The 20490-nt window shown below is 46.2% G+C and carries 22 protein-coding genes and 1 pseudogene; 19 read left to right on the top strand and 4 right to left on the bottom strand.

From position 1 onward, the window contains the following. Positions 1-133 precede the first annotated feature (133 nt). From JOE45_RS20650 to JOE45_RS20680, 7 genes are all read left to right on the top strand, one after another. On the top strand, positions 134-613 hold the full coding sequence (locus JOE45_RS20650; RefSeq protein ID WP_210022577.1) for a DsrE/DsrF/DrsH-like family protein: 480 nt from the start codon (positions 134-136) through the stop codon (positions 611-613). A 104-nt stretch (positions 614-717) separates the two neighbouring features. Next, on the top strand, positions 718-1074 hold the full coding sequence (locus JOE45_RS20655; RefSeq protein ID WP_210022576.1) for a rhodanese-like domain-containing protein: 357 nt from the start codon (positions 718-720) through the stop codon (positions 1072-1074). Between the two features lie 52 nt (positions 1075-1126). After that, positions 1127-1390, top strand: a complete 264-nt coding sequence (locus tag JOE45_RS20660; RefSeq protein ID WP_210022575.1) for a metal-sensitive transcriptional regulator — start codon at positions 1127-1129, stop codon at positions 1388-1390. 16 nt (positions 1391-1406) lie between these two features. Then, on the top strand, positions 1407-1796 hold the full coding sequence (locus JOE45_RS20665; protein ID WP_348632567.1) for a rhodanese-like domain-containing protein: 390 nt from the start codon (positions 1407-1409) through the stop codon (positions 1794-1796). Between the two features lie 62 nt (positions 1797-1858). Continuing rightward, positions 1859-2431: a class I SAM-dependent methyltransferase gene (locus tag JOE45_RS20670; RefSeq protein ID WP_210022574.1), complete on the top strand. Its 573-nt coding sequence runs from the start codon at positions 1859-1861 to the stop codon at positions 2429-2431. 738 nt (positions 2432-3169) lie between these two features. Then, the gene (gene greA, locus JOE45_RS20675; RefSeq protein ID WP_210022573.1) at positions 3170-3649 is read left to right on the top strand and encodes a transcription elongation factor GreA; all 480 of its coding nucleotides are present in this window, start codon (positions 3170-3172) and stop codon (positions 3647-3649) included. A 161-nt stretch (positions 3650-3810) separates the two neighbouring features. Continuing rightward, positions 3811-4401: a class I SAM-dependent methyltransferase gene (locus JOE45_RS20680; RefSeq protein WP_245247101.1), complete on the top strand. Its 591-nt coding sequence runs from the start codon at positions 3811-3813 to the stop codon at positions 4399-4401. Between the two features lie 61 nt (positions 4402-4462). On the opposite strand, the gene JOE45_RS20685 is transcribed toward JOE45_RS20680, so the two are convergent. Together JOE45_RS20685 and JOE45_RS20690 are read right to left on the bottom strand one after the other, a co-directional pair. Next, positions 4463-4783: an MFS transporter gene (locus JOE45_RS20685; protein WP_210022572.1), complete on the bottom strand. Its 321-nt coding sequence runs from the start codon at positions 4781-4783 to the stop codon at positions 4463-4465. Between the two features lie 229 nt (positions 4784-5012). Continuing rightward, complete coding sequence (locus JOE45_RS20690; protein WP_245247102.1) at positions 5013-5915, bottom strand: DMT family transporter; 903 nt, start codon at positions 5913-5915, stop codon at positions 5013-5015. A gap of 634 nt (positions 5916-6549) precedes the next feature. Between JOE45_RS20690 and JOE45_RS20695 the strand changes: the two genes are divergently transcribed. After that, positions 6550-6810: a glycerol-3-phosphate responsive antiterminator gene (locus JOE45_RS20695; protein WP_245247461.1), complete on the top strand. Its 261-nt coding sequence runs from the start codon at positions 6550-6552 to the stop codon at positions 6808-6810. Positions 6811-6857: 47 nt separating this feature from the next. On the opposite strand, the pseudogene JOE45_RS20700 reads toward JOE45_RS20695, so the two are convergent. Further along, positions 6858-7154: pseudogene (locus JOE45_RS20700) on the bottom strand (MerR family transcriptional regulator); the annotation flags it as partial. Positions 7155-7305: 151 nt separating this feature from the next. Between JOE45_RS20700 and JOE45_RS20705 the strand changes: the two are divergent. Further along, positions 7306-9495 (top strand): ATP-dependent helicase, encoded by a 2190-nt coding sequence (locus JOE45_RS20705; protein WP_210022571.1) that lies wholly within the window; start codon positions 7306-7308, stop codon positions 9493-9495. Between the two features lie 122 nt (positions 9496-9617). Here JOE45_RS20705 and JOE45_RS20710 read toward each other — a convergent pair whose 3' ends face one another. After that, entirely contained in the window at positions 9618-10523 is a 906-nt protein-coding gene (locus JOE45_RS20710) for a LysR family transcriptional regulator (protein WP_210022570.1), read from the bottom strand. Between the two features lie 149 nt (positions 10524-10672). On the opposite strand from JOE45_RS20710, the gene JOE45_RS20715 reads away from it, so the two are divergent. The 10 genes from JOE45_RS20715 (at position 10673) to JOE45_RS20760 (ending at position 20362) form a co-directional block, all read left to right on the top strand. Further along, entirely contained in the window at positions 10673-11653 is a 981-nt protein-coding gene (locus tag JOE45_RS20715; protein WP_210022569.1) for an NAD(P)H-quinone oxidoreductase, read from the top strand. Between the two features lie 117 nt (positions 11654-11770). Beyond that, positions 11771-12862 (top strand): amidohydrolase family protein, encoded by a 1092-nt coding sequence (locus JOE45_RS20720; protein ID WP_210022568.1) that lies wholly within the window; start codon positions 11771-11773, stop codon positions 12860-12862. Between the two features lie 40 nt (positions 12863-12902). Continuing rightward, positions 12903-13256 (top strand): Rieske (2Fe-2S) protein, encoded by a 354-nt coding sequence (locus tag JOE45_RS20725; protein ID WP_210022567.1) that lies wholly within the window; start codon positions 12903-12905, stop codon positions 13254-13256. Positions 13257-13338: 82 nt separating this feature from the next. Beyond that, on the top strand, positions 13339-14097 hold the full coding sequence (locus JOE45_RS20730) for a fumarylacetoacetate hydrolase family protein (RefSeq protein ID WP_210022566.1): 759 nt from the start codon (positions 13339-13341) through the stop codon (positions 14095-14097). A 23-nt stretch (positions 14098-14120) separates the two neighbouring features. Continuing rightward, complete coding sequence (locus JOE45_RS20735) at positions 14121-15143, top strand: tripartite tricarboxylate transporter substrate binding protein (protein ID WP_210022565.1); 1023 nt, start codon at positions 14121-14123, stop codon at positions 15141-15143. Between the two features lie 66 nt (positions 15144-15209). Then, positions 15210-15656 carry a tripartite tricarboxylate transporter TctB family protein gene (locus JOE45_RS20740; protein ID WP_210022564.1) on the top strand — a complete coding sequence of 149 codons (447 nt, stop codon included), beginning with the start codon at positions 15210-15212 and terminating at the stop codon, positions 15654-15656. Between the two features lie 12 nt (positions 15657-15668). Next, positions 15669-17174 carry a tripartite tricarboxylate transporter permease gene (locus tag JOE45_RS20745; protein WP_210022563.1) on the top strand — a complete coding sequence of 502 codons (1506 nt, stop codon included), beginning with the start codon at positions 15669-15671 and terminating at the stop codon, positions 17172-17174. Between the two features lie 22 nt (positions 17175-17196). Next, complete coding sequence (locus tag JOE45_RS20750; RefSeq protein WP_210022562.1) at positions 17197-18237, top strand: Ldh family oxidoreductase; 1041 nt, start codon at positions 17197-17199, stop codon at positions 18235-18237. A 16-nt stretch (positions 18238-18253) separates the two neighbouring features. After that, positions 18254-19216, top strand: a complete 963-nt coding sequence (locus JOE45_RS20755; protein WP_210022561.1) for a phosphoglycerate dehydrogenase — start codon at positions 18254-18256, stop codon at positions 19214-19216. Positions 19217-19225: 9 nt separating this feature from the next. Then, positions 19226-20362 carry a M20 family metallopeptidase gene (locus JOE45_RS20760; protein WP_210022560.1) on the top strand — a complete coding sequence of 379 codons (1137 nt, stop codon included), beginning with the start codon at positions 19226-19228 and terminating at the stop codon, positions 20360-20362. Positions 20363-20490 lie beyond the last annotated feature (128 nt).

The raw sequence follows: 20490 nt of genomic DNA on the forward strand, positions 1-20490 counted from the left end.
ATAACATCTTATTTGAGTTTAGAAAAGTACGATTATATGTCAATCGATTCCTGAGATTTTGTGATTGCAATATCTAGTTTTGGACTATATAATACCTATAGGGGTATATGTAATATTGAGGGAGATGAGAAGGATGGAAACAAAAGAACAAACAACGATCGTGTTGTTCAGCGGTGATTTAGATAAAGCCATAGCGGCCTTCATTATTGCTAACGGGGCTGCAGCATATGATCATGACGTGACGATCTTCTTTACATTTTGGGGGCTAAATACACTTCGTAAAGATGAGGTTGTGAAAACCAATAAAGGTATTCTTGAAAAAGCATTCGGATGGATGATGCCGCGGGGAGCAAATAAATTAGGGCTGTCTAAGATGAATTTTGCAGGGGCGGGTCCCCAAATGATTAAGCACGTTATGAAAAAACACAATGCCTTGACCCTCCCGCAGCTGATTGAGTTAGCGCAAGAGCAAGGGGTTAAATTGGTCGCCTGCACGATGACGATGGATCTGCTGGGTTTACAGCAAGAGGAGTTAATAGATGGTTTGGAGTATGCAGGGGTAGCTGCTTATTTGGGAGATGCCACGAACGCCAAGGTAAACCTGTTTATCTAATGGAGAATGTAAGATTTAAGTAAGCTGATGGCATGGCAGCCGTGTCAAACGAAAGCTTGCGGTTTGTAGCGGCTGCGGAGCATGCTTGTAAGGAGGATTTGAACATGTCTATTGTACTCGTTCTGTTGGCCGTCGGTATATTATGGCTACTACGAAGTGTCTGGCCTGTAAACGGATTGACCTTCGTAGATACGAGGATATTAGAGGGAACACAGGAAGAAATGACGACTATGAAAATAATCGATGTCCGGGATGAGGCAGATTATCAGATAAATCACTATCCCGGTTCGATCAATATATCGTTAGGCCGTTTACCGTTCGTCTGGAGAAAGGAGCTTTCGCCAGAGGAGCCTGTTCTTATCCTCGCCGATAGCCGCCGCAAAAGCTTAAAAGCTGCTCGCGTACTCCAAAGCAACGGTTTCTCTCAGTTGTATGCGCTGCACAGAGTATATTGTCCTTAAAGCATTTATTAGAGATAATATACCTAGAAGAAACGAAATGGAGGAAATGAACATGATGAAATATGATGAGAGCGTCCTCCGGCGGGTTAAACGCATGGAAGGACAAGTTCGTGGTATTCTTAAAATGATGGAAGAGGCAAAAGATTGCAAAGATGTCGTAGCGCAGCTCTCTGCTGTACGCAGTGCCGCGGATAAAGCGATGGCCTATATTGTAGCCGTCAATTTGGAGCAATGCATTTTGGAGGAAAAGGAAAAAGGAAAAGAAACGGGCAAGATTGTTCAGGAAGCTGTTGAATTGTTAGTGAAAAGTCGATAACGAAAAGGGGAGATCAATGATGGACATCAGTACACTTATTAATATTGTTTCAGTTATCCTGCTTATCTGGTTTGCTTATACAAGGTTTGGTCCCATAAGGGGTTTAAGAACCTTGAGGGATGAGGATTTTCGCAAGGAGATAGAAAGCTCCTCCAATCGAGTGCTGGTTGATGTCCGTGAACCGCATGAGTTTAAAGGCGGTTATATACCGGGAGCTAAAAATATACCGTTATCCCAGTTCAATCGACGCTTGGCGGAAATTCCGCAGGATAAGGATGTGCTTCTCTACTGTAGAAGCGGGATGAGGAGTAAACAAGCAGCGCGTATGTTGGGGAAGAAAGGCTATTCCAAGCTGGCGCATTTACAAGGTGGAATTAGTGCCTGGAGCGGAAAGCTTTCTAAATAACGTATGGCAAACCAAGGATTGGATACGGTAAGGCGAGCATATAGTAGAGGAGATCGATCCACATGTCTGAACGTCGTTTTAATCCAGCCAAGATGGCAAAATTGGACAATCCGGAACGTAGAAAGGCGTTTCCTCCGGAAAAGATTTTATCTTTGCTCGAAATCAAGGAAACTGACGCAGTATTGGATCTTGGTGCTGGAATCGGCTACTTTACGTTACCTGCTGCAGCTCTAACTTCTGGCAAGGTTTATGCCCTGGATGTAGAAGAGCAGATGCTTGAAGTTCTGAAGCAGCGCGTAAACGACCAGCATTTGAATAATGTGGAATTGGTTGAAGGCGTCATTGAAAACATTCCATTGGAAAACGGTCAAGTGGATAAAATCATCGCGTCTCTTGTACTGCACGAAGTAGATCCGCTTTCCAAGGGGCTGCAGGAAATTCATCGCGTATTGAAATCGGAAGGGCTCATCTTATGCTTGGAATGGGAAAAGAAACCGATGGAGCAAGGACCTCCGCTTCATCATCGCATTCATTCGGACGATATGAAAAAAACATTGGAGGACCATGGATTGAACATCGTCACTTTGATGTTTCCTACGGAGCAGCATTACCTGATCGTCGCGCAAAAAGTATAGGATGCAATTTAGCTCTTTTATATCATTGGATAGCAACTTCTTTCTATTTAGAATATTTACCGATTGTGAACATGAACTTTTTACTTCACATATGGCTTCTAGCATGAGCTTTAAGCTGAATCGTGGTGAACCTTATCACAAGTAACAGCAAGTTTTTTGTAAGAAATTCTTGAGAAGCATGTGATGGGATACAAAGCATAGCTTTGAAATCCGTCGTTTTGAGTGATATACTGAATGAGGCTTTCAGTATGTATACATTGTTTTTATTGTATTTTTCATGTCCGAAAACAATACAAATAAATCAACCATATTCTTTCTCTTGCGGCCCTCAATGGGATCGAAGTAGAGCCAACTAACGTGAAGATCAACGCATCGGGGATAGACTACCTAGTTGTGTTCGCGAGCACCAAGGATGGCGTACTCTGGGTATTATGCACCCCACGGCGGGTCGATGTTGGACTTCCCGAACCCTTCGCTCTGAAGTCTGGATGAGCTTCCAACAGAATAAGGAGCGTCATAATACAGCAGGCTTCCGGAATGACTACCGAGGCCTGCAAGTCATTTTCAGCAGTATTCTTCACTCTTAATTTAAAGGATTGATATTGCGGCTCCTGGGCTAGGAGTTGGTGTTCGTTATTTTACCCAACACTTCTTGACACTCTTTTGATCGGATCGATTATGATTCAATCACAGGATAAGGTAAAATGGTACGATCATAATGAAATAGGAGTTGGAACAATGAGCAATGATCAAGTGATTATGACGCAAGAGGGTTTGGAGAAAGTAGAGGAGGAGCTCCGGGAGCTCAAGACCGTCAAGCGTAAGGAGTTAGCCGAGAGGTTGAAAGTGGCGATCAGTTATGGGGATCTCAAGGAAAACAGCGAATATCATTCTGCTAAGGATGATCAGGCCTTTATGGAAACGAGGATCCTGACGCTGGAACGCATGTTAAAAAACGCTCGGGTCGTGGATGTGGACAGCATGAGCTTGAACGAAGTTAGCGTAGGTTCTGTGGTGATCCTAAATGATATCGAATTCGCAGAAAAGATCGAATACCGTATTGTCGGTCCGGCCGAGGCGAATGTGGCGGAAAACAAAATCTCTTACGAAAGTCCGCTAGGAAAAGAGCTTTTGGGTAAAAAAGCAGGAGACAAGATTAACGTGAACGCCCCAATAGGCATCCTTCAATATGAGCTGCTTGAAATTAAAATGAACTAATATCGAAGCGGTCAAACAAAACCACTCCTTAACTGGAGTGGTTTTATAAGGATCAGGACCATCAACAAGTGGGAATTGAAGCTTGCCTTAATAGACAGCACCAGAAGGAATGCTTGTTCGTTCAAGCGACCAAATAACTGCTGGATAGGAGGCGGGAATGAATGGCTGAAATGCTTTATCAAATGGTATCCGTTCTTATGGTAGCCTTCGTATTTCTTGCGGTGGTGTCCGTAGTCTATGTAAGCTGGAAGAACGGGATATCGCCCATGCCCTCATCGGCCCCGGTTCGACGTACTGTGGCGGATGAGATTAACCTGCTCAAGTGTCACGACACCATCGTGGAAGCGGGCTCAGGGTGGGGGACGCTTGCCCTGCATCTGCTGCGTCGTTGTTCCGTAAAGCAGCTAATCGGGATTGAAAATTCCTTCATACCGTTGTGGATTTCCCGCGCTGCCGCCCGGCTTGCCTTCCGTTTCATGCCGAAATCATTCGCAGCTTCCCAAGCCTCCATCACATTCATCCGAGGGGACATTTACACCTATCCGTATGAGACTGCTGATGTGGTAGTCTGCTACTTATATCCCGGGGCCATGAAGCGGCTGAGCACGATCTTCGGCGAGCGGCTGGTGCCTGGCGCGCGAGTCATTAGCGTTTGCTTTGCTTTGCCCGGATACCGGCCAGAGCGAGTAGTTACCTGTGGAGATCTATATCGCACTAAGGTTTATGTGTATACTTTGAAGGCCAATGGCTGAGGGTTCAATACATGCTGATCGTACCCCGAATAACGATGATACAGCAATGTTAAACTCAAACTCAGGTTTCGTTTCTCCCCTTAATCAATGACAGTAAAAAGGCTGTAAAAGCCATGACGACTGCAATGATGAGCAGCGTTTGGGTACCGGAGTACAACGCGTCCATTCCCTGCCCATGGCTGCCGTGCCCGCTGTCTTGATCCAGAGCAAAGCTCATCACCACGGCTGCAATCCCCGAAGACATCGCGTGGCCCATTTGTCTGGTTGTTTCCAACATCCCGGATGAGAAGCCCCGGTATTTATCCTCCAACTGATCCATAATGACATGATTATTGATAGACCAGTAATTACCCATGCCTAACCCGATTAATAAGCCGAGCATCACATACCCCCCAATCCCCACCTGATCAAGGTCCTCAGTCCTTTCTTTCTGAATGCAGGTTCATCTAATTTTGTTAAAGAAAGAGATGCATCACATAGTGCGCCATAGATTCCATACATAATTGCGATACGAATAGAGTTTTGTGAAGCATGAGCAACTTGTTGGTGAAAATAAACATCGGTGGACTCCTGAATTTCTTGGGCCAACTGCTGCAGCTGGTTCTTATCATTTAGACGGCGGTTGAATGATTGCCCGGGAAATCCTTGCGTGCCGAACGAAACGCTAACACAAGGACAGATACGATGATGCAAAGGCTGCCAAGGAGCTGTATCAAATCCATAGGCGTATGCAAAAACACGGTGGTCACCAATACGGCGGTTAATGGCTCGGCGCTGCCGAGGATGCTGGCCTGAGCCGGTGTGACGAACCGAAGGCTGTCCAGAAACAGATAGAATGGCGTGATGGTGCCTATGAGCACGATAAATGCGAGCATGAAAAACATGAGCAAGGATCCCTGGCTCCAGTCGAATTGCCAAGGAGGGTGAAACATACTAAGTCCGATGCCCCCGATAATCATACTCCATCCGACAACGGAAACCGGTCCCCATGCTTTCAATAGCTTCGCAGGGTATAAAGTATAGAAAGCCGCGGCTAATGCGGAGATAATCCCCCACGAAAACGCTTCCTTCGTAATCGTTAAAGAATGGATAGAGCCGCTCGTCGTCATGAAGAAAATCCCGATCAGCGCTAATAGGAACGCAATGAGCTCTCTGCTTCCCGGTCTTCGTCGCAGGCGCAGCGAGACAAAGACGATGATGAAGATAGGCCCTAAATACTGCAGCAAGGTGGCAGTAGCCGCATTGCCATGGTGAATCGCGGCAAAAAAAGTGTATTGAACGCCCAGCATCCCGATAAACCCAAAAACAAGTAAGGTTAGCCGATCCTTTTTATGTGACCAAACGGAGAAAGCGCTTTTGGATCCCTGAAATAAGCATTGCAGCAGGATCATGATGCTGCCGGCGGACAGCAAACGAATAGAGACTAACAAGCCTGGCGTTGAAATGAAGTGCTGGAAAAAGAGCTGTGCTGCGATTCCGGAAAACGCCCAGCAGATTGCGGCGCATAGAACCATAATAACCCCTTTGTTCGTGATGTTATTCTCCTCCTCTTACCTGACTGTGTTAACAAGATATTACAACAATACACTACCACTATCACCTCAAGGTAGTAAACTGTAAAATGATCACGAGCTCCATCTATGCGAAAAGACCCTATTCCATTTCCGGTTTCGGAGAGAACAGGGCCTTATTTCATTATTCAGCTTCATCTAATCACCTTAACAGACTATGATTTTATAAGGATAGGGGGAAGAAGTGTGTATCGTGGAGCAGATAACAGCGTGAGCAGCTTATTCGTACATCCGGTTACGATATTGATTATAGATCGAATGGGTTTTGTCTTCTTTGACTTCGAGAGCATCGATCATCTTGTTGAAAGCAGCAACTAATTTTTTTAACATTTGAAATGACCTCCTTGATATTGTATAGCTTTATTATCGTACCTCCGGCACCTTTTGGCAAAGTCGATATTCCCCTATGAAAACGGCAATCATTTCCATTGAAAACGAATGAAAGCGAATATCATACCCCTTGATCTCATGATTTTATCGATTTTCACTGTTTTTCATAGATTTTCATAAAACATGACTTAAGACGCTATAGATTAACACTCAGCAAACAATAGAAGGGTATAGTGGTAGTACGCAAATGAGGAGGTGGATATTCGTGAAAAGTTATCCGATCATCGCATCGGTCACAAAAGAGGAGCAAATTTCCGAATTATTGAACAGCAGCGTGAAGCGAGTCAATCTGATGGCGGGACATATCGGCAATCTGGAATCGATCATTAGGCAAATTCATGAAACGGGGAAGCAGGTATACGTCCATTTGGAGATGGTTTCGGGCTTGGGCAGAGATTCGCACACCGTGGAGTACCGGCAAAGCAATTTAAGGTGGACGGCATCGTAACGACGAAGTCGAATGCGGTGGCTGCGGCCAGACAGGCGGGTATCCCAAGCATTCAGCGCATCTAGCTGTTTCCGTTTCTCGAGAAGCCTTTCGCGATGCTGCCTCAGTGCATGGTCAGCATCAAAGGATGGAGAGGTGATCAGGTCCTTGATCTCCTCCAAGCCAACACCCAGCTCTCGGTAAAAAAGGATTTGCTGCAGCCGATCAACCTCTGGCTGTCCGTAAATACGATACCCTGATGTATTGATTCTCGCCGGCTTGAGAAGGCCAATTTCATCATAATATCGGAGCGTCCGGGTGCTGACGCCCGCCAGGAGCGCTAGCTTTTGCACGGTATATTCCAAGTTCACCCCTCCTGACAAATTCATCGCAGACCTTTACGTACCGTCAATGTCAATCACATTTGTTGGAATTAGTTTGGTGTGGAACTTAGGGGGAAGTTAGGTGACGGAGATGCTATAATAGCATAGAAGTCCATTGGAAAGGGAATTCGGCATGGAAGCAAGTGAAGATTTTTTCAGTAGAAAGAATAAAGAAACCGGTGTTTCTTTAAATCAAGTCCAGAAGCAGGCTGTTCTTCAAACGGAGGGGGCATTGCTTCTTTTGGCGTCACCGGGTTCGGGGAAGACAACCACGATCATTATGCGGATCGGTTATCTCATTGAAGAGAGAAGAGTAGCGCCGTCGCGGATCAAGGCGGTTACCTTCAGTCGCGCTTCAGCGGCGGATATGAAAGAGCGGTTCACGCGCTTTTTCCCCGACCTTCCTCCAGTTGATTTCTCGACCATTCACAGCTTTGCCTTCGAGGTCGTCCGGGAGCATTTTCGCAAAACGGGAACGGCCTATCAAATCATTGAGGGAGATATCGATTTAGGGGAACAGGTCGATTTTGATTCCGACAATCCGCCTTTGCATAAGAAGCTCATTATCCGACATTTGTTCAAAACGATGGCTGGGGACAACATCACAGATGATCAAATGGACGAGCTCACCACGTATATCAGCTATATCAAAAATAAAATGATCCCTATGGAAGAATGGTCGCTCGTGAAGTGTGACGTGAAGAATGCCGAGCAGATTCTGCGGGAATATGAGGCATTTAAACGTTCAGGCTCGGACAAGCTGCTGATCGATTACGATGATATGCTAACCATAGGAAATGAGGTTCTGGAGCGGGACACGATACTGTTACGTAAGGTTCAGCAGCGGTACGATTATGTGCTTACGGATGAAAGCCAGGATACTTCACTGGTGCAGCACGCCATCATAGAAAAGCTGGTCCGTAAGCATGGCAATCTTTGCGTCGTAGCCGATGATGATCAATCGATCTACAGCTGGAGAGGTGCTGAGCCTTCCTATCTGTTGAACTTCAAGCAATCCTATCCGCGGGCCGTTACTTTGTTTATGGAACAGAACTACAGGTCATCTAAAGACATAGTGCATGCAGCCAATCAATTTATTAAACGGAACAAAAGCCGGTATGACAAAAACATGTTTACCCGGAATCCGCCTCATAAGCCGATTAAAATCAGGAGTTTAGCCGATTATCAATATCAGGCTAAGCACTTGGTTCAGGAGATCCAGAAGGTGGAGAACCTTCGAGATCTGGCGGTGCTGTACCGAAATAACTCTTCTTCCATTACCCTGATGAACGAATTTGATCGGGCGGGGATTCCTTTTTATATGAAGGATGCCGATATTCGATTTTTCTCACATTGGGTAGTGAAGGACATCTTAAACTTCATGCGGATGACCTTTACGGACAAGCGTGTGGATATCATGGAAGAGATTCACACCAAGATCAACGGATATATAACCAAACAACAAATGGCGGCACTAAAGGAAATCCATAATAATGAATCCGTCTTTGACAATTTACTGAATTACGTCCAGCTGAAGGATTACCAGCGTAAACAACTGCAGGAGTGCAAAGAGACCCTCCAGCAAATGAAAGGCATTCCCCCGCTTGATGCCATACGAGGAATCCGAAGAAAATTGGGATACGAGAAAGCCATCGAAAAGTTGAGTGAGAGACTGGGGTTCAGTAAAGAGTATTTGATCGGGATATTGAACACGCTGGAAGAGATTGCAAACAGCCTCGAGACCATGGAGGAGTTTGCGAAGCGGTTAAAGTACTTGGAATCGGTGATGAAGACATCAAAGTTCAATAAGAATCACAATGTGGTGACGTTCTCCACTCTTCACAGTGCGAAGGGTTTGGAGTTTGAGCGGGTTTATATGATTGATCTGATCGACGGCATCATACCTTCGAATGAAGACATGGATAAAAATAGAAATGGTAATCCATCTTTTATGGAGGAGGCCGTCCGGTTATTTTACGTTGGAATGACACGGGCAAAAATAGACTTGGAGCTGATCACTTACAAAGAACGGGACGGCGAGAAAGTAAAAGAGTCCCCATTTATTTCGAATGTTCGCAGCATTGTTGATCCTCCAAAGCCAACACACTCAGAGAAGAAAGCATCGGTAAAACCACACAATCCGAGAGCCATCCGACATAAGGATGAATTGAGGTTAGGCAGCATCGTAGGGCACCGGGTTTTTGGTCTGGGAGAAATCATCAAAATCGATGAAGATCGAATTCATGTCCGTTTTTCGGTTGGCGATAAAATCCTATCCATCCAAATATGCCTGGAAACAGAAGTGTTAGAACCGGCGGATTAGCCTGAAGAAGCCGTCCGTTAGTTGTAAGAAGCGGTGAAAATGCAAAAAAACCAAACCTGCATAAAGGTTTTGGTTTTTTTGCATTTCGATTAGCGTGGGATATGGATAGCGTTCTCATTTACTTAATTAGAAAGGCTATCAATTTGGTGTTTTAGATGTTTTAACAATTGTTTGGAAGCTGTGGAGAACTTGTTCTTTTTTAATTTCACCCATGCAATCTGCATTTTGATTTGATTGCCGTGCAGTAATAACGGAATGGCTACAATGTCACCGGTGGTTAAGAAATCATGATTTTTGATCGTGAGTTCAGATAAAAAGCTGATGGCGGAGCCTTTGGCGATGCTTCCTTTGATCGTTTCGATGTTATTGGTAATAATCGAGTACTTGAACGACTCATTATGATCAAAGTAATAACTGAACCACTCTTTTATGCTTCCGTTGTAAATGACAATTCTTTCGTCGATGACATCCTCGGGAGTCAAATACTCTTTTCCGGCTAGCGGGGAGTTTTTGTTGACGCAAACATACGTCTTGGCTTCCATCAAAACCTTATAATCCAATTCTTTATCGCTCTTTAGCTCGTTATTAAGAACCATAAAGCCGACATCAATCATATGTTGTCTGACATCATGGATGATTTCTTTGGAGCTTTTCTCCGTAATATCGATTTGAGTGTGTTGATTATCATTCATCAATAATTCTAAGGATTGGGATAAAATGACCAGAAACATAGGCACGGTAGCCAATTTGATGGTTTTATCGGCATTTGAACTGTGTTCCTCGACGATTTCTTTAAAATCTTGCAGCTTATCTATAATTTCTTCCGCTTTGCTAACCAACTGCTTCCCCACAGACGTAGGGATGGCCCCCGTCCGTGATCGCGTAAACAAGGTTACGCCCAAATCCTGCTCCAAGCGAAGAATCGACTTGCTAATCGCGGATTGAGATACGTGAAGATTATGTGCAGTGGTTGAGATGGAACCGGTTCTTGCTACTTCGACTAAATACTCCAGTTGTTCAAGGTTCACGCAGCACCCTCCAATATGACAATAATTCATATGGGTATGACTAACATGTATTTTATCAGTAACTATTCATGAAATACAATATAAATAATCCATTTATACCGCATTTGTAGTCCATAGAATGAACTGATCTTTAGAAAGGGCGTGATAGGTTGAAAGCTGTATTGGTAGAAGAGCTGACATACCGATTATACATTGGACAAGCAGAGGAGCCTGTGCCCGGCGATGATGATTTGCTCGTTTCCGTTAAAGCGACGGCGTTAAACCGTGCTGACCTGCTTCAAAGGAGGGGGAAATATCCACCTCCCGAGGGGGCCTCAACCATACTTGGGTTAGAAATGGCAGGGATTGTAGAGAAGGTGGGCCGGAATGTTCAGGGCTGGAAAGAGGGAGACAGGGTTTGCGCTCTCCTGCCGGGCGGCGGTTATGCAGAAAAAGTGGTCATCCCGGCAGGCGTGGCGATCCCGATTCCCAATTCATTCTCCTATGAGGAAGCGGCTGCCATCCCGGAGGCTTATTTGACGGCTTTTTTGAATTTGTCGGTATTGGGCAAGGTATCGGCCGGGGATCATGTTCTTATCCATGCTGCGGCAAGCGGTGTCGGAACGTCTGCGATTCAACTGGTCAGGGAAATGGGCGGCATATCGATAGCGACGGCAGGCTCAATGGAAAAATTAGAGATCTGCGAAAGCCTGGGTGCCCAGCATCTGATCAATTACAAAAAGGAAGATTTCTCTAAAAAAATAGCGGAAGTGACCTCTGCTAAAGGGGTACAGGTCATTCTGGATCCGGTGGGCGCCTCGTATTGGGAGCAGAATCTGCAATCCATCAGCGTAGATGGCCGATGGCTGCTCATTGGCGGCATGGGGGGATATCAGATTGAAAAGCTCAACCTACAGGTGCTTTTAAGAAAGAGAATCCAGCTTATCGGTTCGACTTTGCGTACACGATCGGTGGAGAATAAGATCGATTTGACGCAGCAATTCATCCGTTTCTCTGAAGAGAAATTCAACAGTGGAAAGCTGGTCCCCGTCATTGATCAAGTATTCAGCTGGAGAGATGTCATGAAGGCGCATGAATATATGGAGCAGAACAAAAATATCGGAAAAATGGTGTTAAGTATCGATGAATAAACAAAGTGGCGTGTATGACAAATATTCATATAAGTATGACCAACGTGTATTTTATCAAAACAAACAAATGAAATACAATATGAACAACAAGTGAACAGGCGGTAAGGAGGAAATGAAGTGACTATTGGGCAAGATATTGAAAACGGTAACAATCGAAAGGTAAGTCAACTAAAGGGCATCATCGATACAGATGTGCATCATGAAATAAGATCGACTCGAGATCTGCTGCCTTATTTGCCGGATCAATGGAAAAGATATATCGCAGAGTATGGCTGGGTTCCAGAAAGATCGATTCCGTTTAATCAAATAAGAAAAGCGACCAAATACCGGATGGACGCCCTTCCGGAAGACGGTTCCACTCCGGGCTCGAGTTTTCCATTGCTAAAAGAACAGTTGTTAGATAAACATAACATGACACATGCCGTGTTAACCGGATGGTTCTATGAAGCTAGCGTTGCCAAAGGCTGGTATGAATTTGCCACGGCGCGGGCATCGGCCTACAACGATTATACGATTGAGCATTGGCTCGAGAAGGATAAAAGGCTGCTCGGCTCCATTACGATCTCCAGGGATGTGCAAGCGGCGGTTAGGGAAATCGAGCGTATGGCAGCTCATCCTCAAATGGTTCAGGTGATGCTGCCCATAGGAGACTTTGCTTGGGGAGAGCCCCAGTATCATCCGATCTTTGAAGCGGCCAACAAGCATGGCTTGGCCATTGCTATGCATCTATCAGCGAGCATTACCGCACAGGGAGGAGACTTTCTCCGATACTATGTGGCATGGCGCTCTGTACATCCCCAAGCTTATATGACGCAAACGATCAGTTTGATTACCAATGGAGTATTCGATAAATATCCGGCATTGAAGGTGGCTTTGGTGGAAGGCGGCTTTGAGTGGGTTCCTTTTATGATGCACCGGATGGATTCCGCCTACAAGGCGCTAAGACAAGAAACACCTTGGGTGAAACGGATGCCGAGTGACTATTTCCGCGACAACATGCGGTTTACTACTCAGCCGTGGGATGATCTGACCCCCCAACAATTTTTGAATATTGTGGATATGATGGGCTCCGAGGACATGATCATGTACGCATCCGATTATCCGCACTGGGATTTTGATCCCCCGGAACGCACGATCCCTCAACAAATACCGGATCGTTTAAAACAAAAGATTTTATTTGAAAACGCGCGTGATTTTTATCGGCTTTAATTAAAAGTATAAGGACTCTAGCTCAAAAGGAGTTTATGACATGAAGCATCTGGTATGTAAATATGATGATTTGAAATCAGAAGGCAAAAAAGCGGTTTCTATTGATCGAAAAGCCATTGTAGTGGTCCGCTCAACCAGCGGAGAAGTATATGCTTTACGCGATGTATGCCCTCATAAAGGGCCCTGCTTATCGGCAGGGATGTTAGATGTCAGTTGTACCGGGGATACTGTCGGAGAATATATCTTTGAGAAAGATAAAGAAGTGCTGAGATGCCCGTGGCATAGCTGGGAATTTGACATTAAGACCGGTCGTTCCCTATTTGACCCGGACAAGGTCAAGGTAAAAACATACGAAGTAACGATAGAAAATGACATGGTTTTCGTTGAGGTTTGAGTTGACTAGAAATGAAGTAAAGCTGATAATTAAACCTTGGTTTAGCGTGTTGCTTGTATTTTAAGGAGAAGAGAGGATTAAAATGAAAATCTTAAGGTATTTAGCAAACGGTTTCACATCCTATGGTTTGCTTGAAGGTAATGACATTATTAAGATCGAAGGTTCGATTTTTGGCGCCTATCAGATTACAGATCAACGAATCCCTTTAAGTGAAGTAAGGCTGCTGTCTCCCATCACACCAGGAAAAATCGTGGCCATCGGTCTGAATTATAAAAAGCATGCAGAAGAAGTGAACAAGCCGCTGCCGGATGAACCGATGATGTTCTTGGTTTCGCCAACAGCCGTAATCGGACCGGGTGATGCGATTCAATTGGTCAATCCGGAGCATAGAACCGAACATGAAGGAGAGCTGGCGATCGTCATCGGTAAACAGGCAGCCGAAGTATCGGTCACCGATGCGCTGGATTATGTATTCGGTTACACCTGTTGCAACGATGTTTCCGACCGTCATTTACAAAAGAAGGACGGACAATTTACAAGAGCGAAATCTTTTGCTACCTATAAACCGCTGGGACCATCCATTGTCACGGACATCAATCCGGATGAAGCTCCGATCCGAGTTCGGGTCAATGGCGAAATCAGGCAAGAATCGAATACGAGTGATATGATTTTCTCCACTGCTGAAATTGTATCTTTTGTATCGCAGGTCATGACACTGGAACCGGGCGATGTCATTATTACAGGGACCCCATCCGGAGTATCTCCGCTAAAGGACGGGGACATCGTAGAAGTCGAAGTGGCTGGAATCGGTAGTTTAACCAATACGGTTACTGTAAAGTAAGCATAAAAAAGGGGGAAAACAAAATGAAAAAAGTGAAAGCATTGACGGCACTAACAATTGTTTGTTCACTCGGTCTTACTTTGGCTGGATGCGGTACGAATCAGGCGACAGGTTCCACTACGGCTAATGGCGATCAGCCAGCTCAAGAAAAGAAAGCGGATTATCCGACGAAGCCTATTCAGATGATCGTACCCTTCTCACCGGGCGGTACCACGGATATTGCCGCACGTGCGCTTGCCGGCGTGATTCATAAGTACTTGCCTAACGAGCAAACCGTAGCGATCGTGAATAAAGACGGCGGAGGCGGTACCATTGGTATGACGGAGGTATTTCAGTCGAAAGCCGACGGCTATACGATAGGGATGGCTACATCCGGACCGATCACGATCAAGCCTCACGGTGGAGGAGCGGCATACACTGCGGATGATTTTAAACCGGTCATGCAAGTGGTTGCCGTACCTAACGTACTTGTAGTGAAATCGGATTCCCCTTGGAAAACGTTTGATGAATGGTATGATCATGTGAAAGCGAATTCAAATACGTTTACTTATGCTACGACTGGCGCGGGTCTTACTCAGCATATTGCCATGGAGAATTTTACCGTGAAAACGGGGGTCAAGCTGAAGCACGTTCCGTTCAAAGGAGGTGCCCCTGCACTTACGGCACTGCTTGGCGGGAATGTCCATGGGGCATTAGTGCAAACGACAGAAGCATTACCCTACATTCAGGACGGGTCCTTACGCCCCATTTTTATCGCCGGTACGTTTAAGCCTGACGAGATGAAGGATGTTCCATTACTCATTGAGAAAAATATCGATGTTCAGGGAGATGTATGGACGGGTATTGTCGTACCGAAGAATGTTCCGGATGACCTGGTTCAAATTCTTCACGATGCGTACAAGAAGGCACTGGAAGACCCAGCAGTGGTAGAACAATTCAAGAAGATCGGGGCGGCATCGGTTTACAAGAGCTCCACTGATTTCAAAGCGATTATTGATCAGGATTTCAAAACGAACGGTGAAGTCTTGAAAGCCATTGGATTGTAAACATGGGGTGATACATGGGGAAGGCTTGCGGACAAGCCTTCCCGCTCCGTGGAAAGGGGTGCAATGATGCGGAATGCTGGAGTTTGGGCCGCTGTGGTTATAATGGTGTTTTCGGGAATTATTTTTTGGCAGTCGAATCAATTGGCTTATGAGGGACCGTTAGGCTTTGGACCCGGATTTTTTCCTTTCTGGCTAAGTCTGTTTATGATGGTTTTGTCTATTGTTTACTTGATCTCGGTGCTGAAGGAATCGATTAAAATCAGCGATATTTTTCCCAAAAACAAAGAATTAAGGGAGTTTCTGCTGATTGTAGGTTCGATGGTTTTATTTGTTCTTATCGTGGAATCGGTTGGCTTTGTTACTGCGGGCACGTTATCCATGCTTATGTTATTTTATCGGGTCTTTAAATGGTATTGGTCTTTGTCATTGTCCATCGGTATTTCAGTTGCAATATTCGTCATTTTCGCCAAAGCGCTAACGATACCGCTGCCGGTGAATGGATTTGGATGGTAGGGGGGTGAGGGTATGGAAACGATAGATTTACTAATGATCGGGTTTGCTCAAGCGCTGACATGGCAGAACCTGCTGTTTTGTCTCATCGGTGTATCCATCGGTATGTTCGTCGGGGTCATGCCCGGACTTGGTCCGGTGGCGGGAACGGCTATTCTGATTCCGCTTACTTATGGGATGGATCCGACTTCGGCGATCATTATGTTATCGGGTATTTATTACGGAGCAATGTATGGGGGCACCATTACATCGGTATTAATCAATATACCGGGGGAAGCGGCTTCGGTCATCACTTGTCTGGACGGCCATCAGCTGGCCAAACAAGGACGGGCGGGGGTGGCTCTGGGCGTTTCGGCCATCGGTTCGTTTGTAGGCGGCATTACTGCGCTTCTCGGGCTGACGTTTATAGCACCGCCTCTTTCTCAGTTCGCATTGAGATTTGGACCGCCGGAGTTTTTTGCATTAATGCTATTAGGACTGATGATGCTGATCGGACTTATGGGGAAATCGCTGGTGAAAGGGTTTATCGCGGCGGCATTCGGCCTGATTCTTTCTTTGGTCGGGATTGATCCGATCTCCGGTGCGATCCGGTTTACCTCGGGTGTCCCCGAATTTCTGGGCGGAATCGATTTTGTTATCGTTGCGATGGGCCTGTTTGGAATTTCCGAAATTTTAATGAATGCGGAAAATCGCAATAGTACGCACAAGCCGGAGAAGGTAAGAGGGTTATTTCCGAGAAAGGGCGAGTGGTCTCCTACGTGGAAATCGATCGGCAGAGGTACCGGATTGGGATTTTTTATCGGTCTCATTCCTGGCGCAAATGCGGTGCTTGCTTCGCTCGCTTCTTACGCGATGGAGAAAAGGGTAGCCAAAAACCCAGAAAGGTTTGGTAAGGGTGCCATTGAAGGAGTTGCGGGACCGGAAACGGCCAACAATGCCTGTTCAGGCAGTGCCCTAATTCCATTGTTTACACTAGGTCTTCCCAGTTCGCCAACGGTTGCTGTGATCATGGGGGCGCTGATTATGCACGGGCTGCAGCCGGGTCCGCAGCTTTTCAATGAGAACTCGGAATTTGCATGGGCTGTCATTGCCAGTATGTTTATCGGAAATATTATTTTGCTGATCATGAATCTTCCGTTAGCCAATATGTGGGCCAAAATCGCGCAGATTCCGTATAATATTCTTCTTCCGCTGATCATCATGTTTACTTTGGTTGGAGCTTATACGGTCCGCAACAATGTGTTTGATGTGGGCGTCATGATTGTGTTCGGACTGATCGGTTATTTGATGAAAAAGCTGGATATCCCCATCGCGGCAACGGTATTGACGCTTGTATTGGGCGCGGAAATCGAGGCTTCGCTTCTGCAATCGTTAGCCATTTCCAATGGAAGCTTCTCCATTTTCTTCTCTCGTCCGATCGCAGCGGTGCTGCTGGTAATCACCACCCTTATTCTTTTCTTCAGCATTTTGGCGGGAGTGAAGAAAAAGAAAGACGTGCTGTCTACGGATTTGGAAATCTGATGCTAAGGAAGAAGGATAGAATATGGACATGAACACAGCTCAGCTTATTGAATTTTCAAACCGCTGTTTGGTGAAGGCAGGGGTGCCGGACCATGAAGCGGAGATCATAACGAACACCATGATTGAAGCGGATGCCAGAGGCATTCACAGTCATGGTCTTATGAGACTGCCGATCTATGTGCAGCGAATCCAAAAAGGCTTGATCCGCAGCGTTTCTAACGTGGTCGTTGAGCAAGACAGCAAGGCGACAGCGGTGCTGGACGGAACATTTTCGGCAGGACAAGTCGTTGCGACCAAGGCCATGGAAATGGCGATGGAGAAAGCCGCAGAATATGGCGTTGGGATTGTCACGGCCAAAAACAGCAACCATTTTGGAATCGCGGGACATTATGCCCTAATGGCCAGCCAGAAGGGCATGATCGGAATTGTCATGAGCAACACGGCGCCTTTAATGCCTCCCATCGGAGGGGCTGAGAAAGTACTAGGCAACAATCCGTTAGCTATCGCCGCACCTACCCTAAATAAACACCCGTTACTGTTGGATATGGCTCTTAGTAATGTGGCCTTAGGTAAAATTCTTTTTGCGAAAACGAAGGGGATCTCCATCCCGGAGGGCTGGGGTGTAGATAAGCAGGGGAACGCTACAACCGATCCTTCTGCTGTGTTAAACGGTGGTTTTATTTTGCCTATGGGTGGTCCGAAGGGATTTGGACTTGCTCTGATGGTTGAAATGTTGACCGGCGTATTGTCTGGCGGTGATTTCTCAAAGATGATTCCCTCGATGTATGACTTGACTCAAAGGCAGTCGATTGCCCATTTTATGCTGGCGATTAATGTATCTTCCTTCATTGAAGTGGAACGGTTCAAAGCGATGACGACTATGCTATCCTCTTACGTGAAAGATGCGGTTAGGGCAAGCGGCGTGGATGAACTATATTTGCCAGGGGAAATCGAATTTTCTATGGAAGAGAAGCGAATGCAGTCGGGAATACCGATCAGCGACAATGTGTTGGAAGAATTGCGGCAGTTGGCCGCAGCGCTGCAGGTTCCTGCTTTGAACTAAAGAAAGAGGGATCGAGATGTCGGTACAAATTTTGTCTACTTCCCCATCGTTTGGATTCTATTCCCGAAGACCGGTTGAACTATTGCGAAATGAAGGGTATGGACTGGAATTTTTGCCCCAAGGGGAAAAAGCAACGGAAGATTTGATAGGAAAATATATTGCGGAGAAGGATGCCCTGATCGCTGGGGTGGAACCCATCACCGCACAAGTGCTGGAGAAAGCAAACCGACTTAAGATTATTGCCAAGCACGGCGTTGGGGTTGATAACATTGACTTGGAGTATGCCCGGCATAAGGGAATTTATGTCACCAACGCACCGGGCACGAACAGTCATGCGGTAGCGGATTTGACGTTCGCTCTTCTCTTGGGACTAGCCAGACAAATTCCTGTAACGGACCTCCGCGTGAAAGAAGGGGAGTGGCCCCGTGTCGTCGGTACGGAACTATGGGGAAAGACCATAGGCATTATCGGATTAGGGCAAATCGGTAAGCTGGTAGCCCGGCGAGCCAAAGGTTTTGATATGCGTATTCTTGCCTATGATGTTTATAGCGATCATGAATATGCCGACCAACATGGGATTACATTCGTTTCTTTAGATACGCTATTGGAGCAATCCGACTTTGTTTCGATTCATATTCCCCATACGGAGCAAACGCAAAACCTGATTGGGACGTCGGAATTGAAACGTATGAAAAAGAGCGCTCTAATCTGTAATTTATCTCGTGGAGGAATCATCAACGAGAAGGCATTATACGATGCGTTGGTACAGGAAGATATTGCGGGTGCCGGATTAGACGTATTTGATCAAGAGCCTCCGAGCAAGGCTCATCCGTTATTGCAGCTGCCTAATGTCATTGCTACGCCGCATATGGGGGCTTATACCAATGAATCCTTGGAACGTGTAGGGATGATCACAGCCCATAACATTATCAAAACCATGCGGTCACAAACGCCTGATCATATCATGAATGGATTGTAGGGGTCAAAGATGAGCAGTGACTTGGGATTACCAATGGTACAGGACGAGATGTTGCGTCTCTTAAAAACGTTAGTGGAATTGGAATCGCCTAGCGACAATCCATCCGCCGTTCATAAGCTGCTGTTATTTTTGAAGGACGTTTGCTGCCAATGGGGTGGACATGCGGAGTTGTTAGGGGACCAAGACCACCGTGCTCAATTAAAGGTCACCTGGGGAACGGGTGAACGTAAAATATTGATCTTGGCGCATGTTGATACCGTTTGGCCGCTTGGGGAAGTCGTCAAACGTCCTTTTCGTATCGAAGATGGAAAAGCGTATGGGCCTGGCATTCTGGATATGAAAGCGGGTATTGTGCAAGCGCTATTTGCCGTGAAAGGGTATGTCGACAGGCTCCAGGGAGAAAGCCGGCAAATTGTCTTTTTATTTACGACCGATGAGGAAATCGGCAGTCCCGCTTCCAGGGCCTGGATTGAGCAGGAAGCGCAGAATAGCGCTGCGGTTCTTGTAGTCGAGCCTGCGGGGCCTGCGGGGAAATTAAAAGTGGCCCGAAAGGGCTGGGGACTTTACGAGCTGAACGTTCTAGGCAAAGCGGCTCACGCCGGCATGGATCCGGAGAACGGAGCCAATGCGGTTGTGGAGTTAGCCCGCCAAGTACTTAGAATCCAATCGCTTACGGAAATATCGACCGGGATCAATGTGAACATTGGCGTTATCGAAGGTGGAAGCAGGCCGAATATGGTTCCGGCGGATGCCAGAGCGATGATCGATATTCGTGTTTCGGATCGAAAGGACATCGAAGTGGTAGAGAGCTTTATGAACCAACTATCGTCTTATACTCCCGGAACAACCGTCCGAATGACCGGTGGGATGAATCGTCCACCGCTCGAGCAGAATGAAAAGAACCGCGCTTTGTTTTCGTTAGCCAAGGAAGCGGGGACGGCGGCTGGTATCGAGATCAAAGGAGTTCATGTAGGAGGCGTAAGCGATGGGAATTTCACTTCCTTCTTAGGGGTTCCAACGCTCGATGGGTTAGGGGCGGTTGGGGCTGGCCCTCACGCGCTGCACGAACATATTATCATTGACGAGATGGTTCCGAGATCAAAGCTTCTCGTGGAATTGTTTGAACGCATATTTCAAAGCCGATAACTCACTATAACGTGGGTCATCGGCTTTTTCTTCTTCAATACGAAATGGTTCATGAATAATGGATGATTCCTGATAAGGTGGTAAAGCAGTTTAGGCCGGGCTGCTTTGCAGAATATGTCCAGGCCAGC

Origin of the sequence: Paenibacillus sp. PvR098 (assembly GCF_017833255.1) — a bacterium.
In the GTDB taxonomy this organism is placed as follows: domain Bacteria; phylum Bacillota; class Bacilli; order Paenibacillales; family NBRC-103111; genus Paenibacillus_G.

Bases quoted from the DNA above. Each gene is read 5' to 3' on its own strand.
- JOE45_RS20670 (WP_210022574.1), top strand. From the start codon at position 1,859: ATGTCTGAACGTCGTTTTAATCCAGCCAAGATGGCAAAATTGGACAAT.
- JOE45_RS20730 (WP_210022566.1), top strand. From the start codon at position 13,339: ATGAAAATCTTAAGGTATTTAGCAAACGGTTTCACATCCTATGGTTTG.
- JOE45_RS20725 (WP_210022567.1), top strand. From the start codon at position 12,903: ATGAAGCATCTGGTATGTAAATATGATGATTTGAAATCAGAAGGCAAA.
- JOE45_RS20660 (WP_210022575.1), top strand. From the start codon at position 1,127: ATGATGAAATATGATGAGAGCGTCCTCCGGCGGGTTAAACGCATGGAA.
- JOE45_RS20750 (WP_210022562.1), top strand. From the start codon at position 17,197: ATGGACATGAACACAGCTCAGCTTATTGAATTTTCAAACCGCTGTTTG.
- JOE45_RS20655 (WP_210022576.1), top strand. From the start codon at position 718: ATGTCTATTGTACTCGTTCTGTTGGCCGTCGGTATATTATGGCTACTA.
- greA (WP_210022573.1), top strand. From the start codon at position 3,170: ATGAGCAATGATCAAGTGATTATGACGCAAGAGGGTTTGGAGAAAGTA.
- JOE45_RS20740 (WP_210022564.1), top strand. From the start codon at position 15,210: ATGCGGAATGCTGGAGTTTGGGCCGCTGTGGTTATAATGGTGTTTTCG.
- JOE45_RS20685 (WP_210022572.1), bottom strand. From the start codon at position 4,783: ATGCTCGGCTTATTAATCGGGTTAGGCATGGGTAATTACTGGTCTATC.
- JOE45_RS20705 (WP_210022571.1), top strand. From the start codon at position 7,306: ATGGAAGCAAGTGAAGATTTTTTCAGTAGAAAGAATAAAGAAACCGGT.
- JOE45_RS20665 (WP_348632567.1), top strand. From the start codon at position 1,407: ATGATGGACATCAGTACACTTATTAATATTGTTTCAGTTATCCTGCTT.
- JOE45_RS20650 (WP_210022577.1), top strand. From the start codon at position 134: ATGGAAACAAAAGAACAAACAACGATCGTGTTGTTCAGCGGTGATTTA.
- JOE45_RS20690 (WP_245247102.1), bottom strand. From the start codon at position 5,915: ATGGTTCTATGCGCCGCAATCTGCTGGGCGTTTTCCGGAATCGCAGCA.
- JOE45_RS20755 (WP_210022561.1), top strand. From the start codon at position 18,254: ATGTCGGTACAAATTTTGTCTACTTCCCCATCGTTTGGATTCTATTCC.
- JOE45_RS20695 (WP_245247461.1), top strand. From the start codon at position 6,550: ATGAGGAGGTGGATATTCGTGAAAAGTTATCCGATCATCGCATCGGTC.
- JOE45_RS20735 (WP_210022565.1), top strand. From the start codon at position 14,121: ATGAAAAAAGTGAAAGCATTGACGGCACTAACAATTGTTTGTTCACTC.
- JOE45_RS20760 (WP_210022560.1), top strand. From the start codon at position 19,226: ATGAGCAGTGACTTGGGATTACCAATGGTACAGGACGAGATGTTGCGT.
- JOE45_RS20745 (WP_210022563.1), top strand. From the start codon at position 15,669: ATGGAAACGATAGATTTACTAATGATCGGGTTTGCTCAAGCGCTGACA.
- JOE45_RS20680 (WP_245247101.1), top strand. From the start codon at position 3,811: ATGGCTGAAATGCTTTATCAAATGGTATCCGTTCTTATGGTAGCCTTC.